Annotated in this window: 15 protein-coding genes and 1 pseudogene; 2 read left to right on the top strand and 14 right to left on the bottom strand. The window is 69.1% G+C overall.

Translation table 11 applies throughout. The features are described from left to right. Nucleotides 1-444: pseudogene (locus ICN82_RS15015) on the bottom strand (hypothetical protein); the annotation flags it as partial. Nucleotides 445-706: 262 nt separating this feature from the next. On the opposite strand from ICN82_RS15015, the gene ICN82_RS15020 reads away from it, so the two are divergent. Next, entirely contained in the window at nucleotides 707-1,321 is a 615-nt protein-coding gene (locus tag ICN82_RS15020) for a response regulator transcription factor (RefSeq protein WP_193184256.1), read from the top strand. An 808-nt stretch (nucleotides 1,322-2,129) separates the two neighbouring features. Here ICN82_RS15020 and ICN82_RS15025 read toward each other — a convergent pair. The 3 genes from ICN82_RS15025 to ICN82_RS15035 all read right to left on the bottom strand — a co-directional run bounded on the left by ICN82_RS15025 (nucleotide 2,130) and on the right by ICN82_RS15035 (nucleotide 6,829). Further along, complete coding sequence (locus ICN82_RS15025) at nucleotides 2,130-4,754, bottom strand: TRAP transporter permease (protein ID WP_193184258.1); 2,625 nt, start codon at nucleotides 4,752-4,754, stop codon at nucleotides 2,130-2,132. A gap of 127 nt (nucleotides 4,755-4,881) precedes the next feature. After that, nucleotides 4,882-5,853, bottom strand: coding sequence for a TAXI family TRAP transporter solute-binding subunit (locus ICN82_RS15030; RefSeq protein ID WP_193184260.1), 972 nt, complete (start codon nucleotides 5,851-5,853; stop codon nucleotides 4,882-4,884). An 88-nt stretch (nucleotides 5,854-5,941) separates the two neighbouring features. Further along, nucleotides 5,942-6,829 (bottom strand): MurR/RpiR family transcriptional regulator, encoded by an 888-nt coding sequence (locus tag ICN82_RS15035; RefSeq protein ID WP_193184262.1) that lies wholly within the window; start codon nucleotides 6,827-6,829, stop codon nucleotides 5,942-5,944. Between the two features lie 116 nt (nucleotides 6,830-6,945). On the opposite strand from ICN82_RS15035, the gene ICN82_RS15040 reads away from it, so the two are divergent. Continuing rightward, entirely contained in the window at nucleotides 6,946-8,271 is a 1,326-nt protein-coding gene (locus tag ICN82_RS15040; RefSeq protein ID WP_193184264.1) for an aspartate aminotransferase family protein, read from the top strand. A 376-nt stretch (nucleotides 8,272-8,647) separates the two neighbouring features. Here ICN82_RS15040 and ICN82_RS15045 read toward each other — a convergent pair whose 3' ends face one another. The 10 genes from ICN82_RS15045 to ICN82_RS15090 all read right to left on the bottom strand — a co-directional run bounded on the left by ICN82_RS15045 (nucleotide 8,648) and on the right by ICN82_RS15090 (nucleotide 19,065). Continuing rightward, nucleotides 8,648-9,805: an amidase gene (locus ICN82_RS15045; RefSeq protein WP_193184265.1), complete on the bottom strand. Its 1,158-nt coding sequence runs from the start codon at nucleotides 9,803-9,805 to the stop codon at nucleotides 8,648-8,650. Nucleotide 9,806: 1 nt separating this feature from the next. Beyond that, nucleotides 9,807-10,598 (bottom strand): ABC transporter ATP-binding protein, encoded by a 792-nt coding sequence (locus ICN82_RS15050; protein ID WP_193184267.1) that lies wholly within the window; start codon nucleotides 10,596-10,598, stop codon nucleotides 9,807-9,809. Between the two features lies 1 nt (nucleotide 10,599). Continuing rightward, nucleotides 10,600-11,454 carry an ABC transporter permease gene (locus ICN82_RS15055; protein WP_226898516.1) on the bottom strand — a complete coding sequence of 285 codons (855 nt, stop codon included), beginning with the start codon at nucleotides 11,452-11,454 and terminating at the stop codon, nucleotides 10,600-10,602. Nucleotides 11,455-11,477: 23 nt separating this feature from the next. Beyond that, nucleotides 11,478-13,166: a CocE/NonD family hydrolase gene (locus tag ICN82_RS15060; RefSeq protein WP_193184271.1), complete on the bottom strand. Its 1,689-nt coding sequence runs from the start codon at nucleotides 13,164-13,166 to the stop codon at nucleotides 11,478-11,480. After that, nucleotides 13,163-14,575, bottom strand: a complete 1,413-nt coding sequence (locus ICN82_RS15065; RefSeq protein ID WP_193184273.1) for an FAD-binding oxidoreductase — start codon at nucleotides 14,573-14,575, stop codon at nucleotides 13,163-13,165. The genes ICN82_RS15060 and ICN82_RS15065 overlap by 4 nt, the downstream gene beginning before the upstream one ends. 10 nt (nucleotides 14,576-14,585) lie before the next feature. Beyond that, nucleotides 14,586-15,398: a creatininase family protein gene (locus ICN82_RS15070; RefSeq protein ID WP_193184275.1), complete on the bottom strand. Its 813-nt coding sequence runs from the start codon at nucleotides 15,396-15,398 to the stop codon at nucleotides 14,586-14,588. 91 nt (nucleotides 15,399-15,489) lie between these two features. Then, nucleotides 15,490-16,455, bottom strand: coding sequence for an ABC transporter substrate-binding protein (locus ICN82_RS15075; protein ID WP_193184277.1), 966 nt, complete (start codon nucleotides 16,453-16,455; stop codon nucleotides 15,490-15,492). 56 nt (nucleotides 16,456-16,511) lie between these two features. After that, nucleotides 16,512-17,900, bottom strand: a complete 1,389-nt coding sequence (locus tag ICN82_RS15080) for an FAD-binding oxidoreductase (protein ID WP_193184279.1) — start codon at nucleotides 17,898-17,900, stop codon at nucleotides 16,512-16,514. Next, nucleotides 17,900-18,286, bottom strand: a complete 387-nt coding sequence (hpxZ, locus tag ICN82_RS15085) for an oxalurate catabolism protein HpxZ (protein WP_193184281.1) — start codon at nucleotides 18,284-18,286, stop codon at nucleotides 17,900-17,902. The genes ICN82_RS15080 and hpxZ overlap by 1 nt, the downstream gene beginning before the upstream one ends. Then, entirely contained in the window at nucleotides 18,283-19,065 is a 783-nt protein-coding gene (locus ICN82_RS15090; RefSeq protein ID WP_193184283.1) for a cysteine hydrolase family protein, read from the bottom strand. Before ICN82_RS15090 ends, hpxZ begins: the two co-directional genes overlap by 4 nt. Nucleotides 19,066-19,073 lie beyond the last annotated feature (8 nt).

Below are 19,073 nucleotides of genomic sequence, written 5' to 3' on the forward strand. Positions count from 1 at the left end.
GATGCCGATCGCGCGCAGGCCCGGGACGCGGCGGGTCAGGCCGAGGGCCAGGCCTTCGGCGGCCTTGCCCAGCACGGCGACGCGGCGCCCTTCGGCGGCGGCGGCGATCAGCAGCGCCTCCAGGACCGCGTCGGCGCGGGTCACGATGCCCTTGCCCAGGCCCAGGCGGGCGCCGAGCGCCAGGCCGCGGCCGGTGCCCAGGCGCAGGTCCGCGGTTTCCAGGGCATCGGCGAAGACGGTGTCGCGGCGACGGCGCGCGATGGCGGCGGCATCGACGGTGGCGACCCAGGCGCGGTGGCCGGGCTGCATCAGGTGGGCGACGACCCCAGCGACCGGAGCGGCGACCAGATCCAGCCCGTCCAGGGACGCGACGGCCGGAGCGGCGGCGCGGGAAACGCGGAGGGCGGCATCGAATTCGGCACGGTCGTGATAGGCAAGGGTCATCGCGGCGTTCCTTTCTGAAACTGGTTAACAGATGCCCCGGAGAGGGGGTTTCCCTCAACGCCGCGTCAGGACAGCAGGCCTGCCCCGAGGGATGCCCCCGCCCCTAAGGGCGTGGCCGCCCCATCCGGACGGATAGGTGCCGTAGCGTCATAAGGATCAAACTGCGGCTTGAGCCGGGCGGTTCAGCCGGTATTCTGTCCCGCGCAGGCCCTTGGGCCCGGCCAGGCCGAATGTTTCGCCGGGAGAAGAACAGGAGAGATGCATGCGCATTCTCATCGCGGACGATCACGACCTGCTGCGGGACACGCTGGTGCTGTTCCTGCAGCAGGAGCACGGGATGGAGGCATTCTCGGCGCGCAACCTCGCCGAGGCGATCCAGCTCGTGGAGGAAGGGCCCGCTTTCGACCTGGTGCTGCTGGATTACACCATGCCGGGGATGGACGGGCTCGACGGCATGGCGCGGATGCGCGACATGGAAGGCGCCGAGCGTGTGGCGATCATCTCGGGCACGGCCAGCCCGGCCATCGCCGAGGCGGCGCTGGAGGCGGGGGCGGCGGGGTTCCTGCCCAAGACCCTCTCGGCCAAGTCGCTGGTCAATGCGATCCGGTTCATGGCGATGGGCGAGCAGTATGCGCCGTTGGATTTCCTGCGCGGCGCGGCCGATGCCCCGGCCCATCCGCTGGCCGACAAGCTCTCGCAGCGCGAGCTGGAGATGCTCGAAGGTCTCAGCCAGGGCAAGTCGAACAAGGAAATCGCCCGCGACCTCGACCTGCGCGAGCCGACGGTGAAGCTGCACATGAAGACGCTCTACCGCAAGATCGGCGCCGCCAACCGCACTCAGGCCGCCCTGATCGCCAAGCAGGAAGGCCTGTTCTGAGCCGCGCCGCTGCCGCGGTGATCCCCGGCCGGGGGCCGGCCGGGACGCACGGGGCGGCTGTGTGAACAGCCCCCTGAAAACGGGACCGTCCAAGGCCGGGATTTTCGGCTGATCTCTCCCGGCTGGAAGCGGCGAATGATGAAGGCATCGCATTTCACGGAGTGAGGCGGGACCGGGCCCCCGGGGGCCCGCAAAAGCCCGTCGAACCAGAAGGCGTTCATCCCGAAGCAGGGCGAGCAGGGCATGCCGGTTGCGAGGATCTGCGGCCGGACGCGATGTGCCGGTGAAGGCGCTCGATCCCGGGAACACGCGCCTGAACAAGATCGTCCCCGATCTGCCGCTGGTCCGGGAGATGTAGCAGGATGTGTCCGGCGAAAGCTTCGAGGCCCGGGTGCCTGCGGGGAATCGTGACCGGGATGCGCGTCGGCAGGGGCGGATCGAAAAGGATGGCTTGGCGCCATCACCTCCGATATGACCTGCTCCCCGCAGCGCCCGCGACGAATTCCATCACGCCGCCACCGCTTGGGCCCGCGGCAAACCTGCCAGACCCCTTCCCGCACCGCAGCAACGCGCAAGCGTCCGACAGGAAAGGCGCACGCGCCGTCGAGGGAAAAAAAAGCGGCGACCCCAGGGAGGAGGAGGGGGCCGCCGCTGAATTCCGCGGTTCAGGGAGGAGGAGGAACCGGCGGAAACTGGAACTCTGTCGGGCAATTCTGCCCTGCAAGATCACATTACCGCCGACGCTGCGGCGCGGCAACAATTTATGCTGCAACGCAGCTATGCCGCGCGGGCATAGCGACGCGGTGGCTCAGAAGGCCGGCTGGGTGGCGCGCGGCCGCTGCAGCAGCACGATCAGCCCCAGCAGAAGGAAGGCCGGCAGGAAGAACACCTCCTTGGGCATCCGGTCGCTTTCCACCCGGACCGCCACGATGCGCGCCGGATCGTCGCCGTAGAAATCGAATTCATTGGCCAGCGACTCGAAGAAGGGCGTGCCGGGGAAGGGTTCCTCCAGCAGCAGCTGCCCGTCCTCCTCCAGCACGCTCAGCCCCAGCGCATCCAGCCGGGCCAGCCCGTCGCCCGCAGCCTCAGGCGTCACCAGCAGCGTGGTGCCCGAGAGTTTGCCCGTGTCGAAATCCGGGGCCTCGACCTCGACCCGCGCCGCGCCGCCCGGGGGCAGCCCGGCGATCGCCTCGATCGCGGCGGCGCCCTCGAAGCTCTGGAATTCCGGTGCGATGCGGTCCAGCCAGAAACCGGGGCGGAACAGGGTGAACACGACCAGAAGCAGCGCGGCGGTTTCCCACCAGCGGCTTTTCGCGATGAAATAGCCCTGGGTGGCGGCGGCAAAGAGCAGCATCGCCACCAGCGAGACGCAGAAGACCAGGATCGCGTGCAGGAAGCCGACATCGATCAGCAGCAGGTCGGTATTGAAGATGAACATGAAGGGCAGCAGCGCCGTGCGGATATCGTAGCTGAAGCCGACGAGGCCGGTCTTGATCGGATCGCCGCGCGAAATCGCGGCGGCGGCATAGGCGGCAAGACCCACGGGCGGCGTGTCATCGGCGAGGATGCCGAAATAGAAGACGAACATGTGCACCGCGATCAGCGGCACGATCAGCCCGGCCTGCGCGCCCACCGAGACGATGACCGGCGCCATCAGCGAGGAGACCACGATGTAATTGGCGGTGGTGGGCAGCCCCATGCCGAGGATCAGCGACAGGATGGCCACGAGGATCAGCAGGATCATCAGGTTGCCGCCCGAGATCGTCTCGATCACCTGGCCGATGATCTGGTGCGCGCCGGTCAGGGAGATCGTGCCGACGATGATGCCCGCCGCGCCGGTGGCGACGCCGATGCCGATCATGTTGCGCGCCCCCGAGACCAGCCCCGAGACGAAATCCGCAAAGCCCGCCGCGGTTTCGCCCGCCATGGCGGTGCCGCCGCGGAACAGCGCCTTCAGCGGGCGGTGGGTCAGCGCCACGATGATCATGGCGATGGTCGCCCAGAAGGCCGAGAGCGCGGGCGACAGCCGGTCCAGCGTGTCGGTGCGCACCATCAGGTTCCAGACCAGCACGAAGATCGGCAGCGCGAAATAGGCCCCGCCCAGTAGCGTCGGCGTCAGCCGCGGTGCCGTGGCGACCGGCGCATCGGGGTCGTCGACCTCGATATCGGGATAGCGCGCGGCCAGCCAGACCAGCCCCAGATAGGCAAGCCCGAGCAGCACCAGCGCCGGATAGACCGTCTCGCCCGGCATCAGCGGTTCAAGCGCCATGCGGATGCCGATGACCGCGAAGGTGATCGCCGCCATGCCGAGAAAGCCGGTCAGGAACAGGATCAGGATCATCGGCACGCCGATCGCCCGGCCGGGCTTGTCCAGTCCCTTCAGCCCCATCTTCAGGCTTTCCAGATGCACGATGTAAAGCAGCGCGATGTAGGAGATCACCGCCGGCAGGAAGGCGTGCTTGACCACCTCGATATAGGGAATGTTGACATATTCGACCATCAGGAAGGCGGCGGCGCCCATCACCGGCGGGGTCAGCTGGCCGTTGGTGGAACTGGCCACCTCGACCGCGCCGGCCTTTTCGGGGGAAAACCCAATGCGTTTCATCAGCGGGATGGTGAAGGTGCCGGTGGTGACGGTATTGGCGATGGAGCTGCCCGAGATCATGCCGGTCATCATCGAGCTGAGGACCGCCGCCTTGGCAGGCCCGCCGCGCAGCGCCCCCAGAAGCGCGATCGCCACCTTGATGAACCAGTTGCCGCCACCCGCCTTTTCCAGCAGCGCGCCGAACAGCACGAAGAGGAAGATCATCGTGGTGGATACGCCGAGCGCCACGCCGAAGACGCCCTCGGTCTGCATCCAGTAATGGCCCATCGCCTTGGAGAAGGACGCGCCGCCGTAATTGGTCAGGCTGCCGATCCAGGCGGAATAGCCGCCGAAGAAGGCCAGCGCCAGGAACAGGCTGCAGATCACGACCAGGGGCAGGCCCAGCGACCGGAAGGTCGCCACCAGCAGCACGACCATGCCGATGCCGGACATGACCAGGTCGGTCGTGCTCCATAATCCGGGCCGCTGGGCGATCTCGAAGCGGAAGACGATCAGGTACAGGCAGGCCGCCACCCCCAGGATCGCCAGCGCCCAGTCATAGGCGGGCACCCGGTCGCGATGGCCCAGCACCGGAAAGGCCAGCGTTGCCAGGGCCAGCGCGAAGGCCAGGTGCACATAGCGCGCCTGCGCCACGATATTGGCGAAATCCGAGATGCCGGTGGCCTGGGCCAGGACGCCGGGCAGTTTCGAGGCGATGTAAAGCTGGAACAGCGACCACAGGATGCACAGCGCGAAGATGAGACCGCTGACCGCCGGTCCGGCCCGGCGTCCGCCTGTATCGGCCTTGGCGACCATTTCCTGGGCGGATAGTTGCGGCGTCTCGCTCATGCTCGGGCTCCGGGACCTGGGACGGGGAAGGGGGCGTTCCGGGGGCGACCCGGACCGCGGCAGCGGTCGGCACGCCCGCGGGGGGCGCGCCGGTGGCCGGGGGCAGGCCTCCTGCGGAGGCCCGCGATCACTCGATCAGGCCGAGTTCCTTATACGCCTTCTCGGCGCCCGGATGCAGCGGCGCGGACAGGCCGTCGCTGACCATTTCCTCGGCCTTGAGATTGGCGAAGGCCGGGTGCAGCCCGCGGAAATCGTCGAGATTCTCGAAGACCGCCTTGGCCACGACATAGGCGACCTCTTCCGGCACGGCCTCGGAGGTGACGAAGGTCGCGCCGACGCCGAAGGTGGTCACGTCATCGGGATTGCCCGCATACATGCCGCCCGGCACGGTGGCCACGCGGTAATAGGGATTGTCGGCGACCAGCTTGTCGATCGGTTCGCCCGCCACGTCGACCAGGTTCACGTCGCAGGTCGTGGTGGCCTCCTGGATCGCGGCGGCCGGGTGGCCGACCGTGTAGATCATGGCGTCGATATTGCCGTCGCAGATCTCCTTGGCCATTTCCGATCCCTTGTACTCGGTGGCCAGGGCGAAATCGTCCATGGTGATGCCGAAGGCGTCCATCACGACCTCCATGGTGGCGCGCTGGCCCGAGCCGGGATTGCCGACATTGACGCGCTTGCCCTTGAGCCCCTCGAAGCTCTCGATGCCGCTATCGGCCCGCACCAGCAGGGTGAAGGGTTCGGGATGGACCGAGAACATCGCGCGCAGTTCCGGGAAGGGATGGTCGGCGAATTGCGAGCTGCCGTTATAGGCGTGGTACTGCCAGTCCGATTGCGCGACGCCGAATTCCAGCTCGCCCGCCTGGATGGTGTTGATGTTGTAGACCGAGCCGCCGGTGGATTCGACGGCGCAGCGGATGCCGTGTTCCTTGCGGGACTTGTTGACCAGCCGGCAGATCGCGCCGCCCGTCGGGTAATAGACGCCGGTGACGCCGCCTGTGCCGATCGAGATGAACTGCGTCTCCTGCGCGGATGCCGCGCCGCCGAAGGCGATGGAGGCCGCGGCGGCGACGCCGCCGATGAGGGTCCTGAACTGCATGGATGGCTCCCGTTGTTGTCCTGCGCGCCGTTGATCGCGCGTCCGTGAACGAAAACTCGGCCAAACGGCCCGGGGTGTCACCCCAAAACTATTGTTTTTTCGCTTGCGGCCAGTATGCCGCGCTGTCGTTGCGCAGCCGGTCATAGGACTCGATTCGCTCCTGCGCCCGCGACCCGCCGCGATGCATCAGTAGCGCCAGCAGGGTTTCCAGCACCGCCATCATCCCGGCAAAGCAGCCGAAGCGATGCGTGGACTGCACCGAGGCGACCAGCACATGGGCCGGTCGCAGTCCCGGCGCGACCTCGGCCGTGTCAGAGACCAGAAGGACATCCATCCCCTTGTTCTGCGCGAAAAGACAGGCCTCGACGGTTTCGCGCGAATGAGGCGTGACCGCGATGGCCAGAAGCACGTCGCCCGGGCGCGCATCGTTCAGATCGTCGATCGCGCTGTTGTGGTGGCGCGGGATCAGTTCCAGCGCGGGCAGCGCCATGCGCCCGACATAATGAACGTAATAGGCCATCGCATAGCTGGCGCGCGCGGCGGTCAGGAAGACCCGGTCGGCCTGCATCAGCCGTCGTGCCATCGCGTCCAGGGTTGCGGGATCCTGCCCCTCCAGCGACCGCGCGACAATTCCCATCGCATTCGCGGCCGCCGCGGCAAAGACCGCGCCGCCGTCATCGCCTGCCGCGTCCTGCGTCAGCCAGGCCGGGGCCGTGGCGGCCGCCGCCCCGGGCAAAAGCGCCTGGCGGAACGGTTCGCGGAACGCGCGATACCCGCCGAACCCCATGAGTTTCGCAAGGCTGACAAGGGTATAGGTGCTAACCCCGGCCTTTTGCGCCGTGTCGCGGATCGGGTCCATTCCGACATCCAGCGGGTGTGCGATCACATGGCGCGCGGCCTTGCGCTGCTGGGGCGACAGGCTGTCCATCCGGTCCTGCAGCGCGGCCAGGAGGCGAGTCTTCTGGGTGGGATCCATGGCGGCCTCCGCTCGGTTTTGCCAAACATATGTTATTTCCGCGCCGTTTGACAGCCGGGCCGCTCTTCCGCTTGGCTCGCGGGGCCGGGACGGTCCCGGCGTGACAGGATGCCGTCATGAGCCATGTTTTCCCCCGCCAGATCCATGCCCCGCCCCCCGTCGCCACGGGCGGCGCCGGGTGCTACCTGTTCGATGCCGCGGGGCGGCGCTATTTCGACGGCTCTGGCGGCGCGGCCGTCTCCTGCCTGGGCCATGGCGATCCCGAGATCGTCGCCGCGGTGCAGGACCAGGCGTCGCGGCTGGCCTATGCCCATACCGGGTTCTTCACCTCCGAACCGGCCGAGGCGCTGGCGGATCTGCTGATCGCCCATGCGCCCGGCGATCTGGACCGCGTCTATTTCGTCTCGGGCGGATCGGAGGCGGTGGAGGCGGCGCTGAAGCTGGCGCGGCAATACCATGTGGAACGCGGCGCACCCGAGCGGCGCCATGTCATCGCCCGGCGTCAGAGCTATCACGGCAACACGCTGGGGGCGCTGGCGGCGGGGGGCAATGCCTGGCGCCGCGCGCCCTTCGAGCCGATGCTGCCCGCGATGCGCCATGTCGCGCCCTGCTACGCCTATGCCGAGAAGCCGCCCGGCGAAACCGACGAGGCCTATGGGCAGCGCCTCGCGCAGGAGCTGGAGGACGAGATCCTGGCCCTGGGGCCGGAGTCGGTCATCGCCTTCGTGGCGGAACCGGTGGTCGGCGCGACGCTGGGCGCGGTCCCGGCCGTGCCGGGCTATTTCCGCCGCATCCGCGAGATCTGCGACCGTTACGGCGTGCTGCTGATCCTCGACGAGGTGATGTGCGGCATGGGCCGGACCGGCCATCTTTTCGCCTGCGAGGCCGAGGGCGTCGCCCCCGACATCCTGTGCATCGCCAAGGGGCTGGGCGCGGGCTATCAGCCGGTCGGCGCGATGCTGTGCAGCCGCGCCATCTACGATACGCTGGCGGCGGGGTCGGGGGCCTTCCAGCACGGGCATACCTATATCGGCCACCCGGTGGCCTGCGCCGCGGGCCTGGCGGTGATGCGCGCGGTGCTGGAACGGGGGCTTCTGGCCCAGGTGCAGGCGCGCGGGGCGCTGCTGCGCGAGCTGCTGCAGGACCGGTTCGGCGCGCATCCGCATATCGGGGATATCCGCGGGCGGGGCCTGTTCCTGGGGCTGGAATTCGTCGCCGACCGCGAGACCCGGACGCCCTTTGCGCGGGCCGAGGCGGTCGCGCCGCGGCTGAAGGCGGCGGCCTTCGAGGCCGGGCTGATCTGCTATCCGATGCAGGGCACGCGCGACGGGCAGTCGGGCGACCATGTGCTGCTGGCCCCGCCCTTCATCATGCAGCCCGCAGAGGCGGAGGAGCTCGCGGACAGGCTGGCGCGGGCCATCGGATCGGTTCTGCCGGGCTGAAGGGGGGGAGGGAAGAAACGAAGGCGGCGATCCCAGGGAGGAGGAGGGGATCGCCGCCGATTTCCGCGGCTCAGGGAGGAGGAGGAACCGCCGGAAACTCGTAACTCTGGGGAACATCGTTCCCTTGCCGAGATAGATAGCGCTAGCGCCGCGGCGCAGCAACCCGCGAAAGGCGCAACGCCGTCCTGTCCCTGGCGCATGGCAGCCGGCGGGCCTGCCTGGGCTTTGCCATCCCGGCCGCGCCATGCGCCGCGGCAGGTCGGGGCGCCCCCGGCAAAGCGGCGCGATGGGGGGGCGTCCGCGCATCGCGCCGGTCACTGGCGCCGCGCGGGCGTCGCCGCCGGCCTTGCCGGGATCAGGCCGCCCGCCCGCCGGGTCATGCGGTCAGGGTCTCGGCCGCAACCCGGGCCGCCGCCAGCGCGATCAGGGCCAGGTCGCTGCCTGCGGGGCCGACCAGCGACAGGCCCAGCGGTGCGCCCTCGATCTGGGCCACGGGCATCGTCACCTGCGGCAGCCCGGCATGGCCCGCTACCGACAGCAGCCGGATCGCGGCATTGCGATAGCGGTCCATCTCCGCGCCGGAGGTGTTCAGCAGCGGCGCGGCGCCCGGCGCGGTGGGGATTACCAGGATGCCGTCGGATCCCAGCGCCGCGCGGACCTGCGCGCGGATCGCGTCACGCGCGGCGCGGGCGGCGGCGATCTCCTCCGGGCTCAGCGCCAGCGCCCCGTCGAAACGGTCGCGCACGCCGGGGCCGAATTGCGGATCCGTGGCGCGGATCCAGTCGCCGAACACCTCGGCCACATCGGCGCCCTGCGCGACGCGGAAGACGGGCTGCAGCCGGGCGACCTCCTCGGCGGAGAAGATCGGCGCGGGGTCGGCCTCGGGCAGGTGCGGACGCAGCGCGGCTGCCGTGGCCCCGGGCACCTCGGCCCACAGCTCGCGCGGCGCAAGGTAGCGCGGTACGGGGATCTCGGCCGCCGGGGCCAGCACGCGCGCCGCCGCGATCAGCGTTTCTGCATCGCGGGCGAACAGGCCGGGCACATCATAGCTGGCGGCCAGCGGCTGCATCCCCGCATCGGGCAGAAGCCCGTGGGTCGGCCGCCAGCCCCAGAGCCCGCAGAAGGAGGCGGGCAGCCGCACCGAACCGCCGGTATCCGTGCCGAGCGCGATATCGGCCAGATCCTGCGCCACCGCGGAGGCGGATCCCGAAGACGATCCGCCCGGCACGCGATCGGGCGCGGCGGGGTTCAGGGGCGTGCCGTAATGGGCGTTCTCGCCCATCAGCGAATAGGCCAGCTCGTCCATATGGGTCGTCCCGACCAGCCGCGCGCCCGCCGCCATCAGCGTGGCGGCGACCGGCGCGGTACGGGTCGCGGCAGGCTGGGCTGCGGCCCAGCCGGGATGGCCCGATCCGGGCACATGCCCCGCGACCGACAGGTTGTCCTTGACCGCCAGACGCAGCCCCGAGAGCGGGCCGTCGCCGACCGGAAAGGCGGTCTCGGGGAATGTGGTCACAAACGGGTCGATCGCCATATCAGCTCTCCATGGCACGGGTCAGAAGCGCGCTCACCTCCCGGCAATGCGCGGCGTAATCGGGGGTCAGGCGGAACCCTGCATCGCGCGGATAGGGCGCGTCCACCCCGATTTCGCCGATGATCCGTCCCGGCCGCGCCGCCATGACGACGATGCGGTTGGACAGGAACACGCTTTCGAACACCGAATGGGTGACGAAGATGACGGTCGATCCGGTCGCCTGCCACAGGCTCAGCAGGTCCTGCGAGATCTTGTTGCGGGTGATCTCGTCCAGCGCGGCGAAGGGTTCGTCCATCAGCAGGAGCCGCGGTTTCGTGACCAGCGCGCGGGCGATGGAGACGCGCATCTTCATGCCGCCCGACAATTCACGCGGATAGCTCCCGGCAAAGCCCGCCAGCCCGACAGTGGCCAGGATCTCCTCGATCCGCGGGCGGGCCTCGGCGCGGGAGGTGCCTGCCAGTTTCAGCGGCAGGAACACGTTGTCGAAGACGCTCAGCCAGGGCATCAGGTTGGGTTCCTGGAAGACGAAGGCGATGTCGCCAGGTTTCGCGCGGATCCCCCTGACCTCGTCCTCGCCGGGACGCTGGATCCGCCCGGCGCTGTGGCCCGTCAGCCCGGCCGCGATCTTCAGCGCGGTCGACTTGCCGCAGCCCGACGGGCCCAGCAGCGAGACGAATTCGCCCGGATGCACGTCGAGGAACAGGTTCTTCAGCGCGACGGTCCCGTTGGGATAGACCTTGTCCAGGTTCTGCATCCGCATCACCGGCGGCTGCGTCGGGGTCATGTCGGTCATCTCAGCGCTCTCCGCCCAGTTCGCTTTCGTGCCAGCGGCTCAGCAGCCGCGCCTGCACCAGGGAGGTCAGCCACCAGATGGCCAGCCCGAAGATCGACAGGATGAAGAGCGCGGCGAACATGCGCGGCACGTCCAGCATGGTGCCCGATTCCACGATCACCCAGGCCAGCCCGGTGGAGGCGCCCGATCCTGCGACGAATTCCGCCACGACCCCGCCGATCACCGCCAGCGACGAGGAGATGCGCGCCCCGGTCAGGATATAGGGCAGCGCGGCGGGCAGCTGCAGGTGGCGGAACCGCTGCCAGCGCGAGGCCTGGTACAGGCTCATCACGTCCTGCAGGCCCCGGTCCGCCGATTTCAGCCCCTGCACGGTATTGGCCAGCATCGGGAAGAAGGCGACCAGCCAGGCCAGGATCATCAGTCCCAGCCAGACCCGGTCCAGCCCGACCCAGATGATCACCAGGGGCGCGATCGCCACCATCGGCGTGACCTGCAGCGCGATCGCATAGGGCCACAGCATCCGCTCCACATCCTTGTGCTGGGTCAGCAGCAGGCCGCCCAGGATGCCCGAGACGACGGCGGCGAGGAAGGCGGCGACGGTGATCCCGGCCGTATAGGCCAGCGCCTGCATCAGGTAGGGGAAGTCGCGGATCATCGAGGCGGCGATCATCGTGGGCGGCGGCAGCACGAATTTCGACACGCCGAGCGCATGGACGGTGATTTCCCAGATCGCGATGAAGGCCAGCCCGGCCGCCACGGTCGGGCCCGCCTCGCGCAGGTTGCGGGCCAGCCGGCCGGGTCGGGCGGGCGGGGCCGGGGGGATGTCAGGGGAGGGCGCGGGACTCTGTTCGGCCAAGCCGGGTCTCCTCGGGTTTCGCATCAGCAAAGCTGCAGCACGCCATCGGCGACCGGCAGGTCGAGGCGGCTGTCTTCTCCGCAGGACAGGTGCAGGGTGGTGATCAGCGCCGAGGCAAGCGGCGCGGCGACGGGATCGGCGCCGGTGCCGGGATTGACGGCATGGGCAGGGAAGGCGGCGGCGGCGACCGACAGGCGCAGCGCCTCGCCGGGGGCCAGCGTGACGCAGGTCGCGCCCAGGTCCAGGGCGACCGGCGCCTCGGGACGGGTCCGCAGGTGCAGGTATCCCTCGGCAATGGCATGGGCGCGGCCATCGGCGCGCAGGATCGACAGCGTCGCCGAGACGTCGAAGCTGGGCCGGTCGGCGCTGATGTCCATCTGCAGCGCGAGCGGCCCCTCGATCGTGACCGGCCCTGCCTGCGGCGCGGTGTCGAAGGTCATCACGTCCGAACGCTCGTCGGTCGCGCGGCGGTCGACCGGGCCCGCGCCGGGACCGGCGGAGGGGGCCGCGCGCCAGGGATCATGCACCATCAGCTCCGTGCCCGCGGCGGCGGCTGCGGCAAGGGTGCCGTCGCCCATCCGCGTCGCGGCGCGGCCCGACCCCGCAAGGAAGGCCTGCGTGGCGGCGGCGGGCATCGCGGCATGGCGCCGCCAGGTCCGCTGGCCCAGGTCGAACAACTGCACGCGGTCCCCTGCCTCCAGGCGGCCCTTGCCCTTCAGCACGGCATCGAGGAAGGCGATCTGCGCGCGGTCGGTGTCGGCGGCGGCTTCGGGGCCGAAATCCAGACCGGCGGCGCGGCGGGTCCAGGGAAAATGGATCCAGGGCCCGACCATCAGCCGCATCGCCGGATCACCGGCCCGGTCGAGATCGGCAAAGGCCTGCAGCGTCGAATGCAGGTGCCCGTCGAACCAGCCGCCGATGAACAGCATTGGCAGCCCGCGCGCCCGCAGCCGGTCCAGCGACGCGGCGGGGGAAATCGCCTGCCATTCCGGATCGTCGATCCCGCGCGCCACCCAGTCGGGGTAATGGCCGATCTCGCCCGAGCCCATCAGCGCGCCGGGATGGCCGGGAACCTCGCCCGCGAACAGCGCCGCCGCCCCGGCCTTCAGCCGTGCATAGGCGGCGGCATCGCCCGCGCGGCGCGCGCCCTCGACGGTGATCTGCGTGCCCCAGCCCGCCATCTGGCCCAGCTTGAAGCTGCCGCCCTCGAATATCCATGTGCGTGCCGGATCCCAGGGCCCCATGGCCGGGATCAGCGCGGCCAGCGACGGGCTGTCGCCGGTCGCGGCCAGAAGCTGGTCATAGGCCTGGTAGGAAAACCCGTACATCGCCACGCGCCCGTCCGAACCGGGCAGCCGGGCCGCCCATTCGACCGCCTCGGCGCCGTCCTGCGCCTCGTGGCGGCCGGGCCAGAACCGGCCTTCGGAGGTGCCGCGCCCGCGCACGTCCTGCACCACGACCATGTAGCCCTGCGCCGCGTACCAGGCGGGATGGGCATAGCAGATGGTGCAGCCGATGCGGCGGCCATAGGCTTGGCGCTGCAGCAGGACTGGCCAGGGGCCGTCGCCCTCGGGGCGCCAGATATCCGCATCCAGCCGCGTGCCGTCGGCGGTGGTCATCGCGGCGGTCTCCACCGGCTGCACCCCCGCGACGGGGGGCAGCGCGACGGTGGGGGCGTGCGGGTCGAAGGAAGGCGTCAGGTCCAGCGTCATCCGAGCCTCCGGTCCCATTTGTCGGTGGGCAGTTCGACGGCGGAAACGGCGGCGTCATCGGCCTCGTCGACCTCGAACCGGCCGGGATTCAGCAGCCCGTGCGGATCGACCATGCGCTTGAAGGCCAGATCGGCATCGGTGATCTCCTTCTTGCCGACGGCGCGGACATTAGAGGTGTGCGAATTCGACACCACCGCGCCCGCCTCCTGCATGTCGCGCACCATCTGCGCCATCTGCTCGGGGCTCTCATAGACGAAGTAGGGCGAGCCGGAGCCGACGATCTGCCCGCCGATGCGCAAGAGCTCCATCCGCAGGGGCCCGTAATGCTTCACCTTCTCATGCACGCGGCCGATCAGCCCAACAAGGTCGTCGGCGCGGAAGAACCCCTCGATCACCGAGCGTTCGGGATGGGATTTCTGGATCTGGAACAGCATGTGGCCGAAGATGAATTCCCATAGCGGCTGCCCATAGGGGCCCTCGCCCTCGCGCGATTGCGTGACGATCGTGCCGCCCGCGCGCTCGGCCATCTGGGCGAAGCTTTCCCAGCTCTGATCGGCGATCATCGTCATCAGGATCGCCTTGCCCTCGGGGACGACCCCCGCGAAGGGCTTCACGAAAGACGGCGTCGGCCATTCATGGACCGAGACGAATTTCCGCGTGATCCCCGCGGCATCGGCCAGGGTCACGCCGAAGCGCACCGCGTCCATGTACTCGTCGAAGGCGACGATGCATTCGTTCCACGCCCAGGCCGGCGCCAGGGGCAGCTCCATCTCGGTGATGATGCCGGTGGCGCCATAGGTGTGATGGGCGAATTGCGCATCCAGCCCGCGCAGCTCCAGCAGCCGCGGCTCCTCCTCCATGGTCATCACGGTGCAGGAGATCACGTTGCCCGGATCGCGCCAGGTGCCGTAGACGGTCGAGCCCGGCCCGCCCTGGCCGCCGGCGAAATGCCCCGCGACGGTGGCGATCCGCGCGGTGGTGGGGGGGAAGCGCAGCTCCTTGCCGTGGCGGCGCAGCTCGGCCTGCAGCTCGGCGACGATCATGCCGCCGCGCACCCGCACGCGGTCCTCGGAGATCGAGACGACCCCGGTCATGCCCAGGCAATCCAGCACGATGCCGCCCTTGAGAGGCACCGACTGGCCGTAATTGGCAGATCCGCCCGCGCGCACCGTCACCGGGATGCGGTGGCGCACGGCCGCGGCCAAGACGCGGCGCAATTCGTCATCCGTTTTCGGAGAGACGACGATATCGGCCGTCTTGCCCGCCAGCGCCTGTTTCAGGATCGGGCTGACGGCATAGCGGTCGCGGCTTTTCACCCGGATCCGGCGGGGATCGGCGGTATGCTCGATCCCCTCGATCTCGGCCGTGTAGGCCTCCAGCGGATAGGCGGGGCGGGTCTGGTCGGTCATGGGGCGTGCCTCAGTCGTAGCCGGGGGCGTTGTCCAGAAGGGTCAGGTCGAATTCCGAGACCTCGCCGATCAGCCGGATCAGTCCGTCGACGGCGCGCTCGAAGACGACCCCGCCGCGCGCGGCATCCGCGGAGGCGGCATCGCCCGAGGCGCCCGAGGGATGCAGGTCCTGCGCCTGCCAGCCGAAGCCGACCGCGCCCTCGGGGGTCAGCATCCCGCCCTTCTGTTCCAGCGCGATCGAGAGCGGCTCGAAATTGCGGGCATGCTCCATGTCGATCAGGTCGGGGAAGAGATGCAGCATGACGCTGGTCTCCACCTCGCCGGCATGGATGCCGTGGCGCCGCTCGAATTCCGAGAACTGGTCGGACATGTCGGTGAAGCGCGACCACATGGAGGAGACGGCGAACATGCCCAGTTCCACCCGCAGGCGGCGGCAGACCATTTCCATCACCTGCGGCTGGCCGCCATGGGCGTTGAGGAAGAGGATGCGCCGGCAGCCCGCGCGATGCACGGATCTGGCGATCTCGAACCAGTATTCCGCCAGCAGCGGGCCCGGAACGGTCAGCGTGCCGGGATAGCGCAGATGCTCGTCGGATTTGCCCACGGCGCTGACCGGCAGCACCAGCGCCGGGAAATCGGGGTCCATCTTGGCCACGGCGGCCTCGCAGACCGCCTGGGCGATGGAATAGTCGACCTTCACCGGCAGGTGCGGGCCGTGCTGCTCGACCGCGCCGACGGGGAAAACGGCGACCATGTCGGACATGTCGAGATTGCGGAAGTCGAGGGCCGTCAGGTCGGTCCACCAGTGGGATTTCAGCGTCATGGGAGGTCTTTCATCGATAAGGGGCTGCCGGGGCGGAGAGAGGGGCGTTGCCCCGGCAGCAAGGACTGTCCGCGGAAGGGGTGGGGCGCGGTCAGTCCAGGAACTGGAGCGTATAGGCCGAGGACAGGTCGAAATCGGCCGGGAACAGCCCGTATTCGACCAGCGCCTCGAAATGCGCCTGCCAGCGGGCCTCGGTCATCGCGCCGATGCCGTGGGCGGCGGTGTCCTCGTTCTCGACGAGGTTCAGCTCCTTCATCTTCTCATAGGAATAGGCCATCAATTCGTCGGAATTCTCGGGGTTCTCGGCCTGCACCGCGGCAAAGCCCGCCGCGGGATCGGCCATGAACTCGGTCCAGCCCTTGACCGAGCCCGAGACCAGGCACTGCACCTGCTCGGGATGCTCGTCGATCAGCGCCTGCGGCACCACGACGACCGAGGTGTAGGGGGTGTAACCGTAATCGGCGAGCAGGAAATAGGAGGCGTCGAACCCGGCCTGTTCCTTGATCCGGAAGGGTTCGTTGGTGACGATCCCCTGCTGGATGGAGTCCTCGTTCTGCATCCAGACCGCGATCTGGCCGTTATAGCTGCGCAGCTGGTCGTCGCTCAGGCCCCATTTGTCCTTCATGAACGGCCAGAAGGTCTGGCGGTTGCCCTGGGACAGCATGATCGGCTTGCCGGCCATGTCGGCGGGTTCGGAAATCCCGGCCTCCTCGTGATACAGAAGGATGGTCGGCAGCTTCTGGAACCCGGCCATCACCGCCTTCGACGGGAACCCCGCCTGGTTCATCCGCATGGCGCCGTCATTCTGGCTGACCAGGATCGCCTCGACCGCGCCGCTGACCATCAGCTGCGTGGTGTCGATGCCCGGCCCGCCGGACCGCACGGTGACATCCAGCCCGCATTCCTCGTAATAGCCTTCGGCCGCGGCCAGCCAGTAGCCGCCCTGTTCGGCCTGCGCCTTCCAGCTCATCTGGAAGGTCATCGGCACCAGGTCCTGGGCCTGCGCGGCCGTCCCGGCCAGAAGCGCCAGAAGGGCGGCGGAAAGGGTCTTGCTCATTACATCACTCCTGTTGGGTGCGGGTCGCCCCGCTGCGCCCTTTGCGGGCTGTCATCTCAGCCGGCCTGACGGTCGAGCCAGCCATCCGTGTCCAGGTGCCGGTCGATCACCGTGTCCGCCGCGCCCTCGGCCTCGAAGCGGCCGGGATTGAGCAGGCCCTTGGGATCGACCTCGCGCTTGAAGGCGATCTCGCGCGGGCCGATGGTCTTCTTGCCGACGCCGCGCACGTTGGAGGCATGCGGGTTCGCCACTTTCAGCCCCATGGCGCGCATCGCGGTCACGACCTCGTTGACCGCCGCCTCGTCGGTAAAGGTGACGAAGGTCGAGCCCGAGCCCACCAGTTCGGCGCCCCAGCGGCGGATCTCCATCCGCATCGGCCCGGTCTTGCCGATGGCGGCATGCACCTCGAGGATCCGCGCGGCGAGATCGGGGGCCGAGAACAGCCCCTCGATCTCGGTGATGTCGTCGCGGGTCTTCTGCGCCTGAAGCGTGGTGTGGCCGAAGGCGAATTCCCAGATCGGGCGGCCATAGGGCGCCTGTCCCTCGGGCCCGCCCGCCGTGATCTCGCCGCCGGCCTCGGCCACCATCTCGCGCAACAGCGGCATGGAGGCGGCCTCGATCATCGCGATGACGATGGAACGGCCCTCGCCGATGAAGGGCGCCAGCGGTTTCAGCCAGTCGCCGATCGGCCATTCATAGGCGGAGGCCAGCTTCTTCTCCAGCCCCGGCGCCTGGCCGATGGCGACCGCCAGCCGCACCGCCGCAGGATAGTCGGGCAGGGTGACCAGCGCCTCCTGCCAGTCGCGTTTCGGCGCCAGCGGCATCTCCACCTCGGTGACGATCCCCAGCGTGCCATAGCTGTGCTGGACGATGGCGGTGTCCCGGCCGGTCAGCGTGATCTCGCGCGGGGTCTCTTCCACCGTCACGACCTTGAGGCCGCGGATATTGCCCGGATCGCGCAGCACGCCATAGGTGATCGATCCCACGCCGCCGGTGCCGCCGGTGACGAAGCCGCCGATCGTCGCCTGTTTCTTCGTCGTCGGAAAGAACCGCAATTCCTGCCCGGTCTCGGCGGCCGCGGCCTCCAGATCGGCGATGCGGGTGCCCGCATGGGCGCGGATGAAGCCGGGCCCGACCTCGATCACGCCCGAAAGCTTCGACAGATCCAGCATCGCGCCGCCATGCAGCGGGACGCTCTGCCCGTAATTCGCCGTGCCGGTCCCGCGCGGGGTCAGCGCCACGCCCTGGGCATGGGCGGCGGCGGCGACGGCGCGGACTTCCGCGGGGGTCCGGGGCGTGACCACGGCATCGGCCACCAGCCCGTCCAGGGTCTTCGACAGCAGCGGCGAGATGAAGTGCCAGTCGCGGCTCTTCGCCTTCACCACCTTCGGATCGGTCGTGACCTCGATCCCGTCCAGCGCCTCGAGAAATCCGGTCAGTGCCATCAATGCGTCTCCGCCATTAGCGAGACATGCGCTGCCACGACCTTCCAGCCGTCCGGCGTCTTCAGCCAGGTCTGGCTCTGCCGTCCGGTGCGCCCGCCGGCGCGGCGGAATTCCAGGTTGCAGGTGCCCATGTTCTCGCCATAGGTCACGATCTCGCGGCGGATGACCTCGCGCTGCGGGCTGCCGCCGGGGCGCGCCTTGCGGAAATCGCGGATTTCCCCGATGCCATAGAGGTTCTCGCCCACGCCATAGCGCAGGGTCACGGGGCTGTCCCAGAACAGCGCGTCCATCGCGTCGAGGTCATTGCCCATCAGCGCCGCCTCGTAGGCGTCGCAGGCGGCGGTCAGTTCGGCCAGCGGGCCGGGAAGGTTCAGATCGGGGATCATGCGCCCGCCTCCAGCGCCGCCCTCAGATCCGCCCCGTCGCAGACGAAGCCGTAGCACTGGCGCACATTGTAAAGCGTCGCCTCCATGCAGAAGGCGGGCGAGGAAGTGGCGGAACAATCTTCCAGCAGCACCGCGTCGAAGCCGCGCGCCACCGCATCGGTCAGGGTGTTCAGCACGCATTGATCGGCATTCACCCCGGCAAACAGCACCGTGGTGACGTCGAGATTGCGCAGGATCGCCTCCAGCTCGGTATCCTGGAACCCGGTCATGCGGTATTTCGAGACGGCGATGTCCCCCGGCGCGGGGGCCAGTTCATCCACCACCGCGGCCGCCCAGCTGCCTTCCTCCAGCACATGCGCGCCATTGCCGGGCAGCGGCTTGCCGATGCCGGTCGACCGCCCGTCCGGGTCGTAGACATGCAGCACCGAAGGCGGCAGGTTGGCGCGGTCGGGACGGTTGCCCCAGTTCAGCCAGATGACCGGCACGCCCGCCTCGCGCAGCATCGGCAGCAGCGCCTGCAGCGGCGCGATCGGCGCGCGGCAGGGCGCGACATCGACGCCGATATGCGCCAGCCAGCCCTGCGGGTGGCAGAAATCGTTCTGCATGTCGACCACCACGATGGCGGTCCGGCCGATATCCAGCGTCACTTTGCGGTCGCGGTCGCCCAGCGTCACCGGACGCGCCGCGTCGCGGGCGCGCACCAGGCTGACCTCGGCGGCGCTGACCGACCAGGCATTCTGCGCGAAGGCGCCCAGCGGGACCAGGTCGCGATCCGTCATGCCGTCCA

Source organism: Mangrovicoccus algicola, from assembly GCF_014903745.1.
In the GTDB taxonomy this organism is placed as follows: Bacteria; Pseudomonadota; Alphaproteobacteria; order Rhodobacterales; family Rhodobacteraceae; genus Mangrovicoccus; species Mangrovicoccus algicola.

What these genes read in the sequence shown, in the direction of transcription:
- ICN82_RS15020 (WP_193184256.1), top strand. Translation starts at nt 707, where the DNA reads ATGCGCATTCTCATCGCGGACGATCACGACCTGCTGCGGGACACGCTG.
- ICN82_RS15025 (WP_193184258.1), bottom strand. Translation starts at nt 4,754, where the DNA reads ATGAGCGAGACGCCGCAACTATCCGCCCAGGAAATGGTCGCCAAGGCC.
- ICN82_RS15030 (WP_193184260.1), bottom strand. Translation starts at nt 5,853, where the DNA reads ATGCAGTTCAGGACCCTCATCGGCGGCGTCGCCGCCGCGGCCTCCATC.
- ICN82_RS15035 (WP_193184262.1), bottom strand. Translation starts at nt 6,829, where the DNA reads ATGGATCCCACCCAGAAGACTCGCCTCCTGGCCGCGCTGCAGGACCGG.
- ICN82_RS15040 (WP_193184264.1), top strand. Translation starts at nt 6,946, where the DNA reads ATGAGCCATGTTTTCCCCCGCCAGATCCATGCCCCGCCCCCCGTCGCC.
- ICN82_RS15045 (WP_193184265.1), bottom strand. Translation starts at nt 9,805, where the DNA reads ATGGCGATCGACCCGTTTGTGACCACATTCCCCGAGACCGCCTTTCCG.
- ICN82_RS15050 (WP_193184267.1), bottom strand. Translation starts at nt 10,598, where the DNA reads ATGACCGACATGACCCCGACGCAGCCGCCGGTGATGCGGATGCAGAAC.
- ICN82_RS15060 (WP_193184271.1), bottom strand. Translation starts at nt 13,166, where the DNA reads ATGACGCTGGACCTGACGCCTTCCTTCGACCCGCACGCCCCCACCGTC.
- ICN82_RS15065 (WP_193184273.1), bottom strand. Translation starts at nt 14,575, where the DNA reads ATGACCGACCAGACCCGCCCCGCCTATCCGCTGGAGGCCTACACGGCC.
- ICN82_RS15070 (WP_193184275.1), bottom strand. Translation starts at nt 15,398, where the DNA reads ATGACGCTGAAATCCCACTGGTGGACCGACCTGACGGCCCTCGACTTC.
- ICN82_RS15075 (WP_193184277.1), bottom strand. Translation starts at nt 16,455, where the DNA reads ATGAGCAAGACCCTTTCCGCCGCCCTTCTGGCGCTTCTGGCCGGGACG.
- ICN82_RS15080 (WP_193184279.1), bottom strand. Translation starts at nt 17,900, where the DNA reads ATGGCACTGACCGGATTTCTCGAGGCGCTGGACGGGATCGAGGTCACG.
- hpxZ (WP_193184281.1), bottom strand. Translation starts at nt 18,286, where the DNA reads ATGATCCCCGATCTGAACCTTCCCGGCCCGCTGGCCGAACTGACCGCC.
- ICN82_RS15090 (WP_193184283.1), bottom strand. Translation starts at nt 19,065, where the DNA reads ATGACGGATCGCGACCTGGTCCCGCTGGGCGCCTTCGCGCAGAATGCC.